Source organism: Brevibacterium sp. UCMA 11752, from assembly GCF_021532235.1.
Classification (GTDB): domain Bacteria; phylum Actinomycetota; class Actinomycetes; order Actinomycetales; family Brevibacteriaceae; genus Brevibacterium; species Brevibacterium antiquum.
Genome location: NZ_JACBOS010000003.1, coordinates 2,687,906 through 2,704,248 on the forward strand (window position 1 = coordinate 2,687,906; position 16,343 = coordinate 2,704,248).

14 protein-coding genes are annotated in these 16,343 nt (G+C 64.2%); all 14 read left to right on the forward strand.

Translation table 11 applies throughout. The annotated features are described in order from the left end of the window. The first annotated feature begins 93 nt into the window (after window positions 1-93). Window positions 94-1,878, forward strand: a complete 1,785-nt coding sequence (aspS, locus tag HU144_RS11925) for an aspartate--tRNA ligase (protein WP_235351507.1) — start codon at window positions 94-96, stop codon at window positions 1,876-1,878. After that, complete coding sequence (locus HU144_RS11930; RefSeq protein WP_235351508.1) at window positions 1,878-3,395, forward strand: replication-associated recombination protein A; 1,518 nt, start codon at window positions 1,878-1,880, stop codon at window positions 3,393-3,395. The genes aspS and HU144_RS11930 overlap by 1 nt, the downstream gene beginning before the upstream one ends. A gap of 138 nt (window positions 3,396-3,533) precedes the next feature. Beyond that, window positions 3,534-5,147 (forward strand): cation:proton antiporter domain-containing protein, encoded by a 1,614-nt coding sequence (locus tag HU144_RS19430; RefSeq protein WP_235351509.1) that lies wholly within the window; start codon window positions 3,534-3,536, stop codon window positions 5,145-5,147. A gap of 198 nt (window positions 5,148-5,345) precedes the next feature. Continuing rightward, complete coding sequence (rpsD, locus tag HU144_RS11940; protein ID WP_143921804.1) at window positions 5,346-5,987, forward strand: 30S ribosomal protein S4; 642 nt, start codon at window positions 5,346-5,348, stop codon at window positions 5,985-5,987. Between the two features lie 175 nt (window positions 5,988-6,162). Continuing rightward, complete coding sequence (gene alaS / locus HU144_RS11945) at window positions 6,163-8,817, forward strand: alanine--tRNA ligase (RefSeq protein WP_235351510.1); 2,655 nt, start codon at window positions 6,163-6,165, stop codon at window positions 8,815-8,817. Further along, on the forward strand, window positions 8,814-9,290 hold the full coding sequence (gene ruvX / locus HU144_RS11950; RefSeq protein WP_235351511.1) for a Holliday junction resolvase RuvX: 477 nt from the start codon (window positions 8,814-8,816) through the stop codon (window positions 9,288-9,290). The genes alaS and ruvX overlap by 4 nt, the downstream gene beginning before the upstream one ends. Continuing rightward, on the forward strand, window positions 9,287-10,429 hold the full coding sequence (mltG, locus tag HU144_RS11955; protein WP_235351512.1) for an endolytic transglycosylase MltG: 1,143 nt from the start codon (window positions 9,287-9,289) through the stop codon (window positions 10,427-10,429). The genes ruvX and mltG overlap by 4 nt, the downstream gene beginning before the upstream one ends. Beyond that, window positions 10,426-11,418, forward strand: a complete 993-nt coding sequence (locus HU144_RS11960) for a shikimate dehydrogenase (RefSeq protein ID WP_235351513.1) — start codon at window positions 10,426-10,428, stop codon at window positions 11,416-11,418. The genes mltG and HU144_RS11960 overlap by 4 nt, the downstream gene beginning before the upstream one ends. A 27-nt stretch (window positions 11,419-11,445) precedes the next feature. Beyond that, window positions 11,446-12,228 carry a hypothetical protein gene (locus tag HU144_RS11965; RefSeq protein ID WP_235351514.1) on the forward strand — a complete coding sequence of 261 codons (783 nt, stop codon included), beginning with the start codon at window positions 11,446-11,448 and terminating at the stop codon, window positions 12,226-12,228. A 10-nt stretch (window positions 12,229-12,238) separates the two neighbouring features. Next, window positions 12,239-13,444 (forward strand): chorismate synthase, encoded by a 1,206-nt coding sequence (gene aroC / locus HU144_RS11970; RefSeq protein WP_235351515.1) that lies wholly within the window; start codon window positions 12,239-12,241, stop codon window positions 13,442-13,444. Then, on the forward strand, window positions 13,441-14,064 hold the full coding sequence (locus tag HU144_RS11975; RefSeq protein WP_198396297.1) for a shikimate kinase: 624 nt from the start codon (window positions 13,441-13,443) through the stop codon (window positions 14,062-14,064). The genes aroC and HU144_RS11975 overlap by 4 nt, the downstream gene beginning before the upstream one ends. A gap of 79 nt (window positions 14,065-14,143) precedes the next feature. Beyond that, window positions 14,144-15,259, forward strand: a complete 1,116-nt coding sequence (gene aroB / locus HU144_RS11980) for a 3-dehydroquinate synthase (protein WP_235351516.1) — start codon at window positions 14,144-14,146, stop codon at window positions 15,257-15,259. 115 nt (window positions 15,260-15,374) lie between these two features. After that, on the forward strand, window positions 15,375-15,935 hold the full coding sequence (gene efp / locus HU144_RS11985) for an elongation factor P (protein WP_143921795.1): 561 nt from the start codon (window positions 15,375-15,377) through the stop codon (window positions 15,933-15,935). Next, complete coding sequence (gene nusB, locus HU144_RS11990; RefSeq protein ID WP_235351517.1) at window positions 15,936-16,343, forward strand: transcription antitermination factor NusB; 408 nt, start codon at window positions 15,936-15,938, stop codon at window positions 16,341-16,343.

Genomic DNA, 16,343 nt, shown 5'->3' on the forward strand with positions numbered 1-16,343 from the left:
CAGATGACCTGCAGTGGGCCATGCCAGCAATCATTCGGCGAGCGACTATCATTGTTCACGCGCTGCCACATAAACATCGTAAAGGAGCCCTAGGTGCTGCGAAGCCACAAAACCGGAAGCCTGCGAGCCTCACACGCAGGACAGACCGTCACCCTGACCGGGTGGGTCGACCGTCGTCGCGATCACGGAGGTGTCGCCTTCATCGATCTGCGTGACGCTTCGGGCATCGTCCAGGTCGTCGTCCGTGAAGACGATGCGCACTCGCTGCGCAACGAATCCGTCGTCAAGGTCACCGGCACCGTGTCCCTGCGTCCCGAGGGCAACACCAATGCCAACCTGCCCACCGGCGACATCGAGGTCATCGACACGAACGTCGAGATCCTCAGCCTCGCCGAGGCGCTGCCCTTCCAGGTCTCCGACCACGCCGAAGACGCCGGCACCGTCGGCGAGGAGACCCGCCTGCGCTACCGGTACCTCGACCTGCGTCGGTCCGGTCCGGCCTCCACCATGCGTCTGCGCTCGGCAGCGAACAAGGCGGCCCGCACGGTCCTCGACGAGCAGGAATTCCTCGAGATCGAGACCCCGACCCTGACCCGGTCGACCCCTGAGGGCGCACGCGACTTCCTCGTCCCTGCTCGCCTGCAGCCCGGTTCCTGGTACGCACTGCCGCAGTCGCCGCAGCTGTTCAAGCAGCTTCTGCAGGTCGCGGGTATGGAACGCTACTACCAGCTGGCACGCTGCTACCGCGACGAGGACTTCCGCGCCGACCGGCAGCCGGAATTCACCCAGCTCGACATCGAGGCCTCCTTCGTCGAGCAGGAAGACATCATCGAGCTTGCCGAGAAGATCCTCGTGGCTCTGTGGAAGCTCATCGGACACGAGATCACCACGCCGATCCCGCACATCACCTACGCCGAGGCGATGGAGAAGTACGGCAGCGACAAGCCCGATCTGCGCTTCGAACTCGAACTGCACAACCTCACCGAATTCTTCCAGGACACCCCGTTCCGGGTCTTCCAGTCCGACTACGTCGGCTCCGTCGTCTACCCCGGCGGCGGCTCCCTGCCCCGTCGTCAGCTCGACGCCTGGCAGGACTGGGCCAAGCAGCGCGGCGCCAAGGGCCTGGCCTACATGCTCGTGGCCGAAGACGGCACCCTGAGTGGTCCTGTGGCCAAGAACATCTCCGAGCAAGAGAAGGCAGGCCTCGTCGAAGCCGCAGGAGCAGCTCCCGGTGACGCGATCTTCTTCGCCGCCGGTGATCCTGCGAGCTCGCGTGCACTCCTGGGTGCGGCCCGCAATGAGATCGCCGAACGCACCGGACTCATCAAGGAAGGCGACTGGGCCTTCGTGTGGGTCGTCGACGCACCGCTCTTCGAATCGGCAGCCGCGGCACAGGCAGCAGGCGACGTGGCTGTCGGTGAAGGAACATGGACCGCTGTCCACCACGCCTTCACCGCTCCGAAGCCCGAATTCCTTGACACTCTGGAATCCGATCCGGGTGCCGCCCTGGCCTACGCCTACGACATCGTGTGCAACGGCAACGAGATCGGCGGCGGCTCGATCCGCATCCACCGCAAGGACGTCCAGGAACGCGTGTTCAAGATCATGGGCATCTCCGAGGAGGACGCACAGGAGAAGTTCGGCTTCCTCCTCGAAGCCTTCAAGTTCGGCGCACCCCCGCACGGAGGCATCGCCTTCGGCTGGGACCGCATCGTGTCCCTGCTCGCCGGGGTCGACTCGATCCGCGAAGTCATCGCCTTCCCGAAGACGGGTGCCGGATACGATCCGCTCACCCAGGCTCCCGCACCGATCACCGACGCACAGCGTGCCGAGGCCGGCGTGGACTTCGAACCGGAAGACGACGACGCCGAGGCCTGATGACCAACGGTCCTGACCTCTTCTCCTCCGATGGCCCGGACCAGGGATCTCCTGGTCCGGGCGTCGGCGGTTCAGCTGCCGGTTCGGGTCGAGCCCTCGATCCGCTGGCGGTGCGGATGCGTCCGCGCACCATCGCCGAGGTGGTCGGCCAAGACCATCTGACGTTCCCCGGCTCACCCCTCGTCCAACTCGTCGAGGCCAGCGGGGGAGACCGGGCAGGAGCCTCCTCGGTGATCCTGTGGGGTCCTCCCGGGGTCGGCAAGACCACCCTGGCCCACGTTATCTCCCACGCCCCGGGACGCACCTTCGTCGAACTCTCGGCCATCACCGCCGGTGTGAAGGACGTGCGCCAGGTGATCGAGAACGCGCGTCGTGAACGCGACATGTACCAGCGCACGACAGTGCTCTTCCTCGACGAGATCCACCGCTTCTCGAAGGCACAGCAGGACGCTCTGCTGCCAGCGGTGGAGAACCGCCTCGTCGTGCTCGTGGCCGCGACGACCGAGAACCCGTCGTTCTCCGTCATCTCCCCGCTCCTGTCCCGCTCGCTTCTGCTCACGCTGCGTCCGCTCGACGATGCCGCCATCGCCGACCTCCTCGACCGTGCAGTCGCCAGCGAACGAGGTTTGGCCGGCCAATTCGAACTCGAGCCGGCAGCGAAGGACTTCATCGTCCGCATCGCCGGTGCCGACGCCAGGCGCTCCCTGACCATCCTCGAAGCCGCCGCCGGAATCGCTGCCGCACAGGCAGAGTTCGCCGAGGCAGATGATGGAGACGCGGCCGATGACCCAGCTGACGAGGACGCCGAAACCGAACCTGAAGCCCGCACGGACGCTGATGCCGACGCCGAGGGCTCTTCTGGCTCGGAAACTGATCGCCGCGCGATCCTCATCACCGAGGCCGCCTGTGCCGAGGCCAGCTCCGAAACTGTGCTGCGCTACGACAAGAACGGTGACCAGCACTACGACGTCGTCTCCGCATTCATCAAGTCGATTCGCGGCTCAGACGTCGACGCCGCGCTGCACTACCTGGCCAGGATGATCGTTGCCGGCGAGGATCCCCGCTTCATCGCGCGCCGCGTCGTGATATCGGCTGCCGAGGACATCGGCATGGCCGATCCGCAGGCCCTGCCGATCGCGGTGGCGGCATCAACAGCCGTGCAGAACATCGGCATGCCGGAAGGCCGCATCCCGCTGGCCGAGGCGGTCACCTACCTGGCCATGGCACCGAAGTCGAACGCGAGCTACCGCGCCCTCGACGCTGCCATCGCCGACGTCAAGAACGGGTTCTCCGGACAGGTGCCCACACATCTGCGCGATGCGCACTATCCCGGTGCCAAGGAGCTCGGCCACGGCGAGGGCTACAAATACTCGCACGATCATCCTCATGGGGTCGCCGCCCAGGAATACCTGCCCGAGACATTGCGCGGGAAGCGCTACTATGAGCCGACCGGCAACGGCATGGAGCGTTCCTTAGGTGAGCGCCTCGAGATGCTGCAGAGGCTCCTGAGACCCTGAGATCGGCACTCGCCTGCCCATATTCGCCCCCGACTCCCTCCCTCTGACTCCTGAGACACGGTAGTTTTGTGCACAGGATGAAAGAACGCCGCAGCCAGAGTCGGTGAGCCGGCGCAGGAGAGACCGAGGAGGGTCGACGTGCAGGACATCATCGTCACCATCGCGGCCGCTCTCACTCTGGGATTGGTGGCGCGTGAACTGCGCATTCCTCCGCTGGTGGGCTTCCTCGGCGCCGGATTCCTGCTTCACTTCCTCGGCTTCTCCGCATTCGACGGTCTCGAACAGGTCTCCGACCTCGGCGTGGTGCTGCTCCTCTTCACCATCGGACTGAAGTTCGATCTGCGCTCCCTCCTCCAGCCTGAGGCCTACGGTACGGCCGCGCTCCACATGATCTCCAGCGTCCTCGTCGGAGCCGGCACCATCGGATTGGCCGCAGTCATCGGCGTCGTATCGCTCGACGGTGGACTGGGCACGATCGGTCTGCTCGGATTCGCACTGTCGTTCTCCTCAACGGTGCTCGTGGTCAAGGTCCTCGAAGATCGCTCCGACGACGGTTCGTACTACGGTCAGATCGCCATTGCGATCCTCGTCATCCAAGACATCGCCGCCGTCGCCTTCATCACCGTCGCGGGGGACGAGCCGCCGAGCCCATGGGCCTTCGCGCTCGTTCTCCTGGTTCCCGCAGCATGGGTGCTGCGCCGCCTTCTCGACCGAGTGGGACGAGGCGAGCTGCTGGTGCTCTTCGGTGTGGTCATGGCGCTTGGCCCGGGATATGTGGCCTTCGAGTCCGTGGGCATCCATGGTGACCTGGGTGCCTTGGTGATGGGTCTGCTCTTCGCCAGCCATCCCCGATCCACCGAGTTGTCGAAGTCCCTGTTCAGCGTCAAGGAGCTCTTCCTCGTTGCCTTCTTCGTCGTCATCGGACTGCAGGCGATCCCGACCTGGGCGGACCTGGTCATGGCACTCATCCTGTGCGTGATTCTCATCCCCTTCAATTTCCTCAGCTTCTATCTGATGGGCCGACTCTTCGGCCTGCGCAACCGGACCAGCATCCGCACCAGCCTCGCATTGAGCAACTTCTCCGAATTCGCCCTCATCGTGGTGGCGGTCGGGGCGGCCAACGGGGTGTTCGAAGACAGCTGGCTGACAGTGACTGCTCTGGCCGTCGCGATCTCAATGATCATCTCCTCGCTGGCCAACGCCTACAGTCTGCAGATCGTGGGCAGGCTCGATGAGATCCTGCCCGATGAGAATGAAGCCAAACTGCGACCGCTGGATCGTCCGATAGACACAGGTGGCGCCGAGGTGGTGGTGCTGGGCATGGGCCGCATCGGCCGCGGTGCATACGAACGATTGGTCGACCGAGGGGGTCTGTCCGTCATCGGTGTCGACAACGATCATCTGGTCGTGGAGGATCTCAAAGGCGAGAAGTTCAATGTCTTGGAAGGCGACGCCACAGACCACGAGTTCTGGCATCGCCTGGTCGTCGGTGGAACCGCCCGGACCGTGATTCTGGCGATGGCGATCCATGACTCGAACACCTTCGCGCTCGAGCAGCTGAGAATAGCCGGTTTCGACGGTGCCATCGCCGCAGTGGTCCAGCGTCAGGACCAGGCCGACGCCCTCACTGCGGCAGGAGTTCACACCGTCGTCAACATCTATGGTGGTTCGGGAGCCGAAGTTGCCGATGCGGCGATGCGGCTGTCCACCAAGCGAAGGCCCGACGGCGGCGCCGACCTCACCGACGCCTGAGCATCAGATCGCTCGAGTCCCCGTTCTGTCGCTTTGCGCCGGGGGAGTGGAATCCGCTAAGATCGGTTGCTGTTGTGCCTGCACCCTAAAGGCGGTCGGTGCGAGCGGGTCTCGACGCTCAATCCCTCTTTCCCATCCAGGGAAACAACCGTGTCGACTAGGGCGAGAACCTATGGCCGGTCGAGACACACCATATTGATGAAAGGTAATACTGTGCCAGCACCAGCACGTAACCGCCGGATGACGCGCGTCTCGCGCGCCCTCGGCATGCCGCTGACTCCGAAAGCGGAGAAGTACTTCGAGCGTCGCCCGTATCCTCCAGGCGAGCACGGCCGTGCTCGTCGTCGCAATGACAGCGACTACTCGGTCCGTCTCAAGGAGAAGCAGCGTCTTCGCGCCCAGTACGGCATTCGCGAAGCTCAGATGCTCAAGATCTACAAGGAATCCAGCCGCCTCTCCGGTCTGACCGGTGAGACCATGGTCGAGCTCCTCGAAATGCGTCTCGACGCTCTGGTACTGCGTTCGGGCTTCGCCCGGACCATCGCCCAGGCGCGTCAGTTCGTCGTGCACCGTCACATCACCGTTGACGGCCAGCGCGTCGATCGTCCTTCATTCCGTGTGAAGGAAGGCCAGACCATTCAGGTTCACGAACGCAGCGCATCGATGGATCCGTTCCAGGTCGCCGCCGCCGGTGGACACAAGGATGTTCTCCCTGCAGTTCCCGGCTACCTCAATGTCAACCTCGAAGGTCTGCAGACCACCCTGCTTCGTCGCCCCAAGCGCGAAGAGGTTCCTGTGACCGTTGATGTTCAGCTGGTCGTCGAGCACTACTCGCGCTGATCACCCCAGAGGGATCGCACGGCATCAACTGCCCGGAACGTCGAGTTCCGGGCAGTTGTGCATTCATACGCAAGTCGACGGCGCGCAGCGTCGGCACCTCGCATAATGCGGATGAGCCACTAAACTAATCACTGATGAGTGCAAGAGTGCACACGCAACATGTGAAAGGCCTTGGATGAAGACGGCAGAGATCAAACAGCGCTGGTTGGACTACTTCGAAGCGAATGGGCACGCAGTCGTCCCCTCAGCGTCGGTGATCAGCTCGGATCCATCGATCCTGTTCAACATCGCGGGCATGGTTCAGTTCATCCCGTATCTCTCCGGTCGGGAGCCTGCCCCATTCAATCGCGCCACGAGCGTGCAGAAATGCGTGCGCACCGGCGACATCGAAGAGGTCGGAAAGACCACCCGTCACGGCACCTTCTTCCAGATGAATGGGAACTTCTCCTTCGGCGACTACTTCAAGCGCGAAGCCATCCGCTTCGCCTGGGGACTGCTGACGAGCTCCGTGGACGACGGCGGTCTCGGCTTCGACAAGAACCGCCTGTGGGCAACAGTCCATGAGGACGATATCGAGACCATCGACCTGTGGCTCGAGGAGACCTCGGTCCCACGAGAGCGCATCCAGCCGCGCGACAACGAGGACAATTTCTGGCACACCGGTCAGCCCGGCCCCGGCGGCTACTGCTCCGAGATCTACTTCGACCGTGGTCCGGACTACGGTGTCGAAGGCGGTCCAGTGGCCGATGAAGATCGGTACATCGAGATCTGGAACCTCGTGTTCATGGAATTCGAACTCAGTGAGGTCCGGTCGAAGGTCGATTTCGACATCGCCGGAGATCTCCCCGCGAAGAACATCGACACCGGCATGGGCCTCGAGCGTGTCGCCTTCCTGCTCCAGGGCGTCGAGAACATGTACGAAATCGACGAAGTCTTCCCCGTCATCGAGGCTGCCAGCCGCCTCTCCGGCCACCGCTACGGTGCCGATCACGAGGCCGACGTGCAGATGCGCGTCGTGGCCGACCACGTCCGTTCCTCCCTGATCATCATCGGCGACGGTGTCCGCCCCGGCAACGAAGGCCGCGGCTACATCCTGCGCCGTCTCCTCCGCCGTGCCGTCCGTGCGATGCGCCTCCTCGGCGTGACCAGCGAGGTCCTGCCGGAACTGCTGCCGGTGTCCATGGAATCGATGAAGCTCTCCTACCCTGAGCTGGAGACGGATTTCGATCGCATCTCCCGCATCGCCTATGCCGAGGAGAAAGCCTTCCTGCGGACCCTGGAATCGGGCACCCAGCTGTTCCAGAACGCTGCGGCCTCCCTGCCCGAGTCGGACAAGACCATCAGCGGCGACGTCGCATTCGCCCTTCACGACACCCACGGATTCCCCATCGACCTGACGCTTGAAATGGCTTCCGAACAGGGCGTCCACGTCGACGAAGAGGGCTTCCGCGCACTCATGAGCGAACAGCGGACCCGAGCAAAGGCCGACGCGAAGGCGAAGAAGGGCGGCGGACATGCCGACCTCTCCGCCTACTCTGCGCTGCTCGAAGACGGTGCCTCCGAGTTCGTCGGCTACGACCGCCTCGAAGCCGACTCCCGGGTGCGCGGAATCGTCGTCGACGGTCTCGCCCAGGAAGTTCTGACACCGGGACAGTCCGCCGACCTCATCCTCGATCTGACTCCGTTCTACGCCGAGGCAGGCGGACAGCGCGCCGATATCGGCCTCATCAGAGGCCATGGCTTCACCGCCCGCGTCCTCGACGTGCAGAATCCCATCAAGGGGCTCCCCGCGCACAGGGTCGAAGTCATCGACGGCGAGATCCACGTCGGGGCCGAGGTCCTGGCCGTCGTCGACCGCGACCACCGGTTCCAGGGTTCACAGGCGCACACCGCCACCCACCTCGTCCACGCCGCGCTGCGCGAGATCCTCGGCACTCACGCTGTCCAGGCCGGCTCGATGAACCAGCCAGGCTACATGCGCTTCGACTACTCATTCCCCGAAGCCCCGAGTCAGCAGATGCGCGCGGAGATCGAAGACGTCGCCAACCTCGCCGTCCGCTCGAACTATGAGGTCGGGACCGAATTCCTGCCGTTCGAGGACGCCAGGAAGTCCGGTGCGATGGCGCTCTTCGGCGAGAAGTACCCGAACATCGTGCGCGTCGTCGATATCGGCGGCCCATTCTCCCGCGAACTCTGCGGAGGCACCCACGTCGGTGCCTCGTCCGAGGTCGGGCCGATCTCCGTACTCTCCGAAGCTTCGGTGGGCTCAGGGGTACGCCGCATCGAAGCCGCCGTCGGCATGGACGCCTTCCGCTCACTGGCCGCCGAACGCAGCATCGTCTCCTCACTGTCCGACATGCTCAAGGTGCCAGGAACCGATGTCCGCGAACGCGTCGGAGATCTGATGACCAAGCTCAAGGATGCGGAGAAGGAGATCGCTCGCCTGAACTCCCAGCAGCTCCTGGCCTCAGCCGGAAGATTCCTCGACAACGCCGAAACCGTGGGGTCAACACTGTTCGTCGTCGCCGATCTCGGCGAGGTCTCGAACGCAGGAGACATCCGCACCGTCGTCACCGACCTGCGCGGTCGAGTCTCCGAACGCTCCGCCGTGGTCCTGGGCATCGGAACGAGCAACGGAAAACCCGTTGTCGTGGTCGCCACGACCGCCGCTTCACGCGAAGAGGGACAGCAGGCTGGCAAGCTCGTGTCCCTGGCCTGTGGTGAACTCGGCGGCGGCGGAGGAGGCAAACCCGACCTCGCTCAGGGCGGCGGCAGCGATGTCTCCGCGATCCCCTCTGCCATCACAGCGGTCAAGGCAGCTCTCCAGTGAGTTTCCGCCGGGGCCGCCGTCTGGGCCTCGACATCGGTTCGGTGCGCATCGGGGTCGCCAGCAGCGACCCTGACGGCATCCTCGCTACGCCGCTGACAGTGGTGCGCAGGACCGACGAGCCCGCTGCGCTGAGAGGCCTGCGGGAGATCATCGACGAATACGAGCCGATCGAACTGCTCATCGGCGACCCGAAGTCCCTCGATGGAGCGGCACGGGCGGCGGCGGCGACTGCCCTTGAGTTCGCCAGGCGAATCAGCCTCGCCACGTCGACGCCCATCCGCCTCGTCGATGAGCGCTTCACCACGGTCGAGGCTCACCACGCCCTTGCCGCGGCAGGGAAGAACTCACGTCAGCGTCGTGAGATCGTCGACGCCCAGGCCGCCGTGATCATTTTGCAGAATGCCCTCGAATTCGAACACAACACCGGTGAGCCAGCCGGTCGAGCAATGCCCGACGAGGAGAGTGAGCTATGAGCCCGTTCCCAGGTGAGTTCTCGGAAGACGAAGGGCTGACCAGGTCCGACCTCAGAGCAAAGAAGCGCCGCCGGATGCTGCGCAGGCGGCGGACGACGGCCATCGTCGTCGTCTGCGTGCTCGTGTTCGGCATCGGGGGATTCTTCGGTGTCAGAGCCGCGGGCGGAGTCTTCGACGACCTGTTCGGTCCCAAAGGTGACTACGAGGGCGCCGGCACCAGTGAGGTCACAATCGAGATCCCGCCGGGAGCGTCTGCCCGCTCCGTGGCCAATCAGCTCGTCGAGGCCGGGGTGATCATGAACTCCGAGCCGTTCCTCGACGAGGTCGAGCGCCGCGACATCACGATCCAGGCCGGACCGATCATTCTGCGCGAGAAGATGAGTTCCAAATCAGCAGTGGAAGCGATCGTCAATCCGATCAAACCTCCCAAGATCACGATCGCCGAGGGCCGCAAGATCGACCAGATCAAATCAACGATGGTCGAGTCGGGAATGAAGGCCGAAGCGGTCGACAAAGCCATCGATGACAAGACTCCGAAGGACTACGGCCTCGACGTCGATGCCCCCAGCCTGGAAGGATACCTGTACCCGGCAACCTACGAGCTGAACCAGGACAGAACGGCCGAGGACATCGTGTCCGAGATGGTCAAGAAGACGAAGCTTGAGATCGAGAACGCTGACATCGATCTCGACGAAGCGAACCGGATCATGACCTTGGCGAGCCTCGTCGAGATCGAATCACCCGGTGACGAAGCGGTCCGGAAGAAGGTGGCACAGGTCTTCCTCAACCGCATATCTGAGGACTCGAAGACCGGCGAACTGCTCCAGTCCGATGCCACGGTGGCCTATATCCACGGTGCGCGCAGCGATCTGACGACGACGAAGGAGGAGCGCGAGTCCGACAGCCCGTACAACACGTACAAGAAGAAGGGGCTGCCACCGGGACCGATCAATTCGCCCAGCGCCGGAGCAGTCGATGCCGCGCTCAATCCCACCGAAGGTGACTGGCAGTTCTTCGTGGCCACGAACCCGGACACCGGGGAGACCAAGTTCGCCAAGACCTACGACGAGCATCAGAAGAATGTCGAGATCTATCGGAAATGGCTCAAGGAGCACGGAGAGGCCAACGGCGACAAATGACGATCTCGGCTGCGGTGCTCGGTCGCCCGATCGCCCATTCCAAATCGCCCCTGCTTCATCGTGCGGCATTTCAGGCCCTGGGCCTCGACAGCAGCGAATACGCCAGCTTCGACCTCGGCGCGGAGGATCTCGAATCCTTCCTGGCTGCTCACGGAAGCCAGATCGGATTCTCGCTGACGATGCCGTTGAAGGAACGGCTCGTCGAACTCGCGCTGACCCATCGGTGGAGCCTCGACGACACGGCCAGGCTGACCGGAGTGGCGAACACCCTGGTTCGCCGAGGTGGGGCGACGTCGGTTGCCAACACCGATGTGCAGGGAATCGTGCGCGCGCTGACTCCGGGTCTCAACACCTGTCGGGAAGCAGCTGGCACGGCCGCGATATCGGCCACGACCGCAGGCCTCGGCGCGACTGCAGGCGTGAGTACTGCCGACAGCGACGGTGCTGACAGGGCGACCATCCTGGGTGCGGGGGCGACCGCGGCTTCGGCGCTGCTGGCCTGCAGCGAACTGGGCATCACCACGGTCGAATTCCTCGTCAGAAACCCTGATCGGGCCGGCCGGGTCCTCGACCTGGGCAAACAGCTCGGAGTGTCGGTGTCCACCACGACGCTGAAGCAGATCGAACCCTCCGCCGTGGTCATCTCGACCCTCCCCGCCGAGGCTGTCCCCGAGCTGCAGTGGTCTCCCGGCTTCCGCGGCGGAGTCGCCCTCGACGTCGCCTATGCCGCAGAATCCGGGTTCCTTCGGGCAGCCGAATCCCACGGGCTCATCCCGGTAGAGGGCACGGTGATGCTCGTCGAGCAGGCCGTTGCACAGTCGGAGATGTTCATCGCCGCAGCCGAAGCATCGGCCGCCGAGCCCGGCTCCACGCAGGGCTCCGCGCAGGGCTCCACACAGGGCGCCACGCACAACGCTGAGCGGCGCGCCGTGATCGCAGCAGCCATGTACAGCGCACTCGACGACCAACCTGGGCCGGCAGGCGACTGACCAGAAGGACGGAAAGGGCGGGCGAGGGTGGACATCGGAGTTCTCCACGGGTGGCCGATCGGAGTCAGCGTCGTCATCAGTGCTGGTCTCGGCATTCTCCTGGCTCGCAGCACCTCGTGGTGGCTGGCCGATGACGACCACGCTGCCGTGCTGGCGAAGACTCGTCTGTATCACCCTCTGCCCTTAGCGATCCTCGGCATCGTCTTGGCTGTTGCGGCCGCACTGCTTTTCCCCGCCGCCACAGCCGGCTCGATGTCTGATGCCGGTTCGATGTCCGAGGCCGGCTCGATGTCAGGCGCCGCTCAGCTTGCCGACATCGGGTCCGTTGACAGGCTTCTGCTGGCTCTGAGCCTGAGTGCAGCGGCCGCTGCCACCCCGTTCCTCGCTGTCGTCGACATCGTCGTGCATCGGCTGCCGGATCGGATCGTGTATCCGCTCATCGGAACAGAACTTCTCACCTTCGTTCTCGGGCAGCTGCTGGGGGAGTCCGCAATCTGGGGCCTCGGTCTCATCGCCGGTGGCGCAGGGGTCCTGCTCTTCGGCGTCCTCTACCTGAGCGGGCGGGTGATGCACGCGCGCACTATGGGTCTCGGCGACGTTAAACTCGCGTTTCTCGTCTTCGGCGTGCCCGCGATGTTCTCCCCGTGGGCACCGGCGCTCGTCTTCATCATCATGATGCTCATCGCCGGCATCGCAGCGCTGCTGGCAGCCGCTGCGAAACGCAGCCTGAAGGCGACGACGATCGCATTCGGACCGGCAATGCTATCCGGAATGTGGGTCGGGTCGGTGCTTGCGCCGATCCTTTTGTAGAATCGGTTGAATGTTGAGATGGCTGACTGCAGGCGAATCCCACGGCGAAGCGCTGACTGGGATCATTGAGGGGCTTCCCGCCCACGTTCCTATCACCAGGGAAGACATCCGCGCGAGCTTAGCTCGACGCAGATTGGGCTACGGCCGTGGAGCCCGGATGAAATTCGAAGCCGATGAGGTGCGCCTCCTCGGCGGAGTGCGACACGGGCAGACGCTGGGATCACCGGTGGCCGTTGAGGTCGGGAACACGGAATGGCCCAAATGGGAGACCGTGATGAGCCCCGACCCGATCGACGAGGACGAACTCGCCGGCCAGGCGCGGAACGCCCCGCTGACCCGACCGCGGCCCGGTCATGCCGATATCGTCGGCATGCAGAAGTACGGATTCGACGAGGCTCGACCGATCCTCGAACGTGCCTCGGCTCGTGAAACGGCAATGCGTGTGGCGTTGGGCACCATTGCAGCGAACTTCCTCCGGGAACTCGGCATCACGCTCGTCTCCCACACCGTGGCAATCGGCACGGCTGCGGGATCCACAGAGACCGCGACCGAACCGGCATTGCCATCGGCAACGGACGTCGACGCACTCGACGCCGATCCAGTGCGCTGCTTCGACCCGGAACTCTCCGCTCGCATGGTTGAGCAGATCGATGCTGCGAAGAAGGCCGGCGACACCCTCGGCGGAGTCGTCGAGGTCCTCGCCTACGACCTGCCGCCCGGTCTGGGCTCGCACGTCCACTGGGACCGTCGGCTCGACTCCCGACTTGCCGGGGCCCTGATGGGCATTCAGGCGATCAAGGGCGTCGAGGTCGGCGACGGCTTCCTCACGACCAGGCGCCCCGGGTCCGCAGCCCACGATGAACTCGCCGTTGGTGACGAGGGTATCCGACGCGTCAGCAATCGCGCAGGCGGCACCGAAGGCGGAATGTCGACAGGTGGACCGCTGCGAGTCCGGGCAGGCATGAAGCCTATCGCCACGGTCCCACGCGCGCTGGCCACCGTCGACGTCGTCACCGGTGAACCTGCCAAGGCCAACCACCAGCGCTCCGACGTGTGCGCGGTTCCGGCCTCCGGTGTCGTGGCCGAAGCGATGGTGGCTCTCGTCCTCGCCGAGGCAGTGGTGGAGAAGTTCGGCGGCGACTCCGTGGCCGAGACCAAACGGAACCTGGATGCCTACGTGGCGGCCATTCCGGAGAACCTCCGCATCGGCCGATGACTCAACGCCCGCACCCGAAACCGGTTCCACCGCTGGAACCGGTCCCGGCCTCGCAGTCACGCATCGTCCTGACCGGACCGCCTGCGGCCGGCAAATCCACGATCGGTCGGCTCCTGGCTGATCGACTCGATCTGCCGCTCATCGACACGGATGCGAACATCGTCGACAAGTACGGTGTCATCGCAGAGATCTTCGTCGAGCGCGGTGAGGACCATTTCCGGCGGATCGAACGCGAGGTCGTCCGGCGTGCCCTGCGTCGTCTGCTCGACCGCCCAGGCATCGTGTCCCTGGGCGGGGGAGCGATCCTCAACCCGGGCACCCGGGCCCAGTTGGGCCATCCCGCTATCAAGGTCGTGCACATCGACATCGATGTCGACACCGTCGTGACTCGGCTGAACTCCCCGCACCGACCGCTGCTGCGCGGCGCGGGGACTCCGGTGGAGAACTGGTTGGCGCTCGTGAACGAGCGTGAACCTCTCTATGATCAGGTCGCCACCTTCCGCGTCCACGCCTCGAATTCGCATCCCTCGACCATCGTCAACCGCGTCGTCGACGTCCTCACCGGTCTGCAGCGTGCGGAGGAGTATGCCAAGTACTCGGGCCGCGAGCCGGAGAGTTAGGCTTGAGGTCGCAACCGGTTCAGAGTTCAGCCACCGCGGTCATGTCATGCCCGGAGGCAGCAAAGGGGAAAGTGCACGAATGAGTCTCACACGCATCAATGTCGAAGCCGGCGGAAACTATCCGGTTCTCGTGGGCCAAGGTCTCCTGGGCGAACTTCCCGAGCTCCTCGGTCCCCGCGTCGAGAAGGTGCTCGTCATCCATCCGCGGGCTCTGCGGACAACAGGGGAGACGGTCCGTGATGACCTGCGCGCAACCGGTCTCGATGCGATTGTGGCCGAGATCCCCGACGCGGAGGAAGCCAAACATGTGCAGGTCGCCGCGTTCTGCTGGCAGGTCCTCGGCCAGAGCGACTTCACCCGCACCGATGCCATCATCACTGTCGGCGGAGGAGCCGTCTCCGACCTCGGCGGTTTCGTCGCAGCAACCTGGCTGCGCGGAATCTCCGTCATCCACATTCCCACCACAGTCCTCGGAATGGTCGATGCGGCCATCGGCGGCAAGACCGGAATCAACACCGCTGAAGGCAAGAACCTCGTCGGTTCCTTCCACGCGCCCTCGGGCGTCCTCGTGGACCTCGACACCCTGCAGACGCTGCCGGAGAACGAGCTCTTCACCGGCCTCGCCGAGGTGGTCAAGACCGGCTTCATCGCAGATCCCGCGATCCTCGATCTGGTGAGCAGGCATTCGAAGGCTGAGATCGCCGAGGTGGATGGACCTGTCCTGCGCGAGCTCATCGAACGTGCCATCGCGGTCAAGGCCGAGGTCGTCGCCGATGACTTCAAGGAATCCGGACGCCGCGAGATCCTCAACTACGGCCACACCCTTGCCCACGCCATCGAGCACAAAGAGCGCTATCAGTGGCGCCACGGCGCCGCGGTGTCCGTGGGCATGGTCTTCGCAGCCGAAGTGGCGGCGATGGTCAAAAGCCTCTCGCCGGAGACCGTCGACCTCCATCGTGAGCTGCTGACCAAGCTGGGTCTGCCCATCGCCTACCGTGCCGATGTCTGGCCGCAGCTGTTGGACACGATGAAGCGAGACAAGAAGGCGCGCGGCTCGATGCTGCGCATGGTGCTGCTGAGCGAGGTGGGCGCACCCGCGACGGTGGAGATCCCGGACGTCTCAATTCTCCACACGGCCTACCAGGAGATCGGCGAGGACTCGCCCCGCGTCATGCTCGGCACTGATCTGGGCTGAGAGGCCCAAGATGGCAGCTCCTACCCGAGCTTGCTAGAATTGCTGTTTGGCGAAACTGCCAGATACATCAAATCACCTCGCGGTGGCCAAGACTGACACGAAGAAGGACGGATTAGTGGCTTCAACCAACGACCTGAAGAACGGCCTTGTGCTCAATATCGACAAGCAGCTGTGGCAGGTGCTGGAGTTCCAGCACGTCAAGCCCGGCAAGGGTCCGGCTTTCGTCCGCACCAAGCTCAAGAACGTCATCTCCGGCAAGATCATCGACAAGACCTTCAACGCCGGGACCAAGGTCGAGACAGCCAATGTCGACCGTCGCGATATGCAGTACCTCTACCATGACGGCACCGACTACGTCTTCATGGACGCCGAGGACTACGACCAGGTCAGCGTCTCTCCCGACCTCGTCGGCGATGCCGCCAACTACATGCTCGAGAACCAGAACCTGCAGATCTCCTTCCACGAGGGTACCGCGCTCTCCGTGGAGCTGCCGCCTTCGGTCGAGCTGCTGATCACCCACACGGAACCGGGACTGCAGGGCGACCGCTCGACCGGTGGCTCCAAGCCTGCAACGCTGGAGACCGGCTACGACATCCAGGTGCCCCTGTTCCTCGAAGAGGGCACCAAGGTCAAGGTGGACACCCGCAACGGCGACTACCTGGGTCGCGTCAAGTAAGTGTCAGCACGAACGCGGGCCCGCCGTCGGGCCTTGGAACTCATGTTCGAGGCAGGACAGCGTCGCCTCGACACCGATCAGATCGTGACCATGCGGTCCAACGACCCCGACTATCCGATGAAGGCCTACGCGGTGGAGATCGTCGAAGGAGTCACGAGCCATCGTGACGAGATCGACGAGATCATCGCCACCTATGCGCAAGGCTGGACCCTGGAGCGGATGCCGGCCGTCGACCTGGCCCTGCTCCAGATCGGAACCTGGGAGATCCTCTTCAACGATGAGGTGCCTGACAAGGCAGCCATCGACGAAGCCGTCTCCCTGGCCAAACAGTTCTCAACGGATGACTCACCAGGCTTCATCTCGGGACTGCTCTCACGCGTCCTGGACGTCAAGCCCACCCTGATCTGA

What these genes read in the sequence shown, in the direction of transcription:
- HU144_RS11930 (WP_235351508.1), top strand. Translation starts at nt 1,878, where the DNA reads ATGACCAACGGTCCTGACCTCTTCTCCTCCGATGGCCCGGACCAGGGA.
- rpsD (WP_143921804.1), top strand. Translation starts at nt 5,346, where the DNA reads ATGAAAGGTAATACTGTGCCAGCACCAGCACGTAACCGCCGGATGACG.
- alaS (WP_235351510.1), top strand. Translation starts at nt 6,163, where the DNA reads ATGAAGACGGCAGAGATCAAACAGCGCTGGTTGGACTACTTCGAAGCG.
- mltG (WP_235351512.1), top strand. Translation starts at nt 9,287, where the DNA reads ATGAGCCCGTTCCCAGGTGAGTTCTCGGAAGACGAAGGGCTGACCAGG.
- HU144_RS11960 (WP_235351513.1), top strand. Translation starts at nt 10,426, where the DNA reads ATGACGATCTCGGCTGCGGTGCTCGGTCGCCCGATCGCCCATTCCAAA.
- aroC (WP_235351515.1), top strand. Translation starts at nt 12,239, where the DNA reads ATGTTGAGATGGCTGACTGCAGGCGAATCCCACGGCGAAGCGCTGACT.
- HU144_RS11975 (WP_198396297.1), top strand. Translation starts at nt 13,441, where the DNA reads ATGACTCAACGCCCGCACCCGAAACCGGTTCCACCGCTGGAACCGGTC.
- aroB (WP_235351516.1), top strand. Translation starts at nt 14,144, where the DNA reads ATGAGTCTCACACGCATCAATGTCGAAGCCGGCGGAAACTATCCGGTT.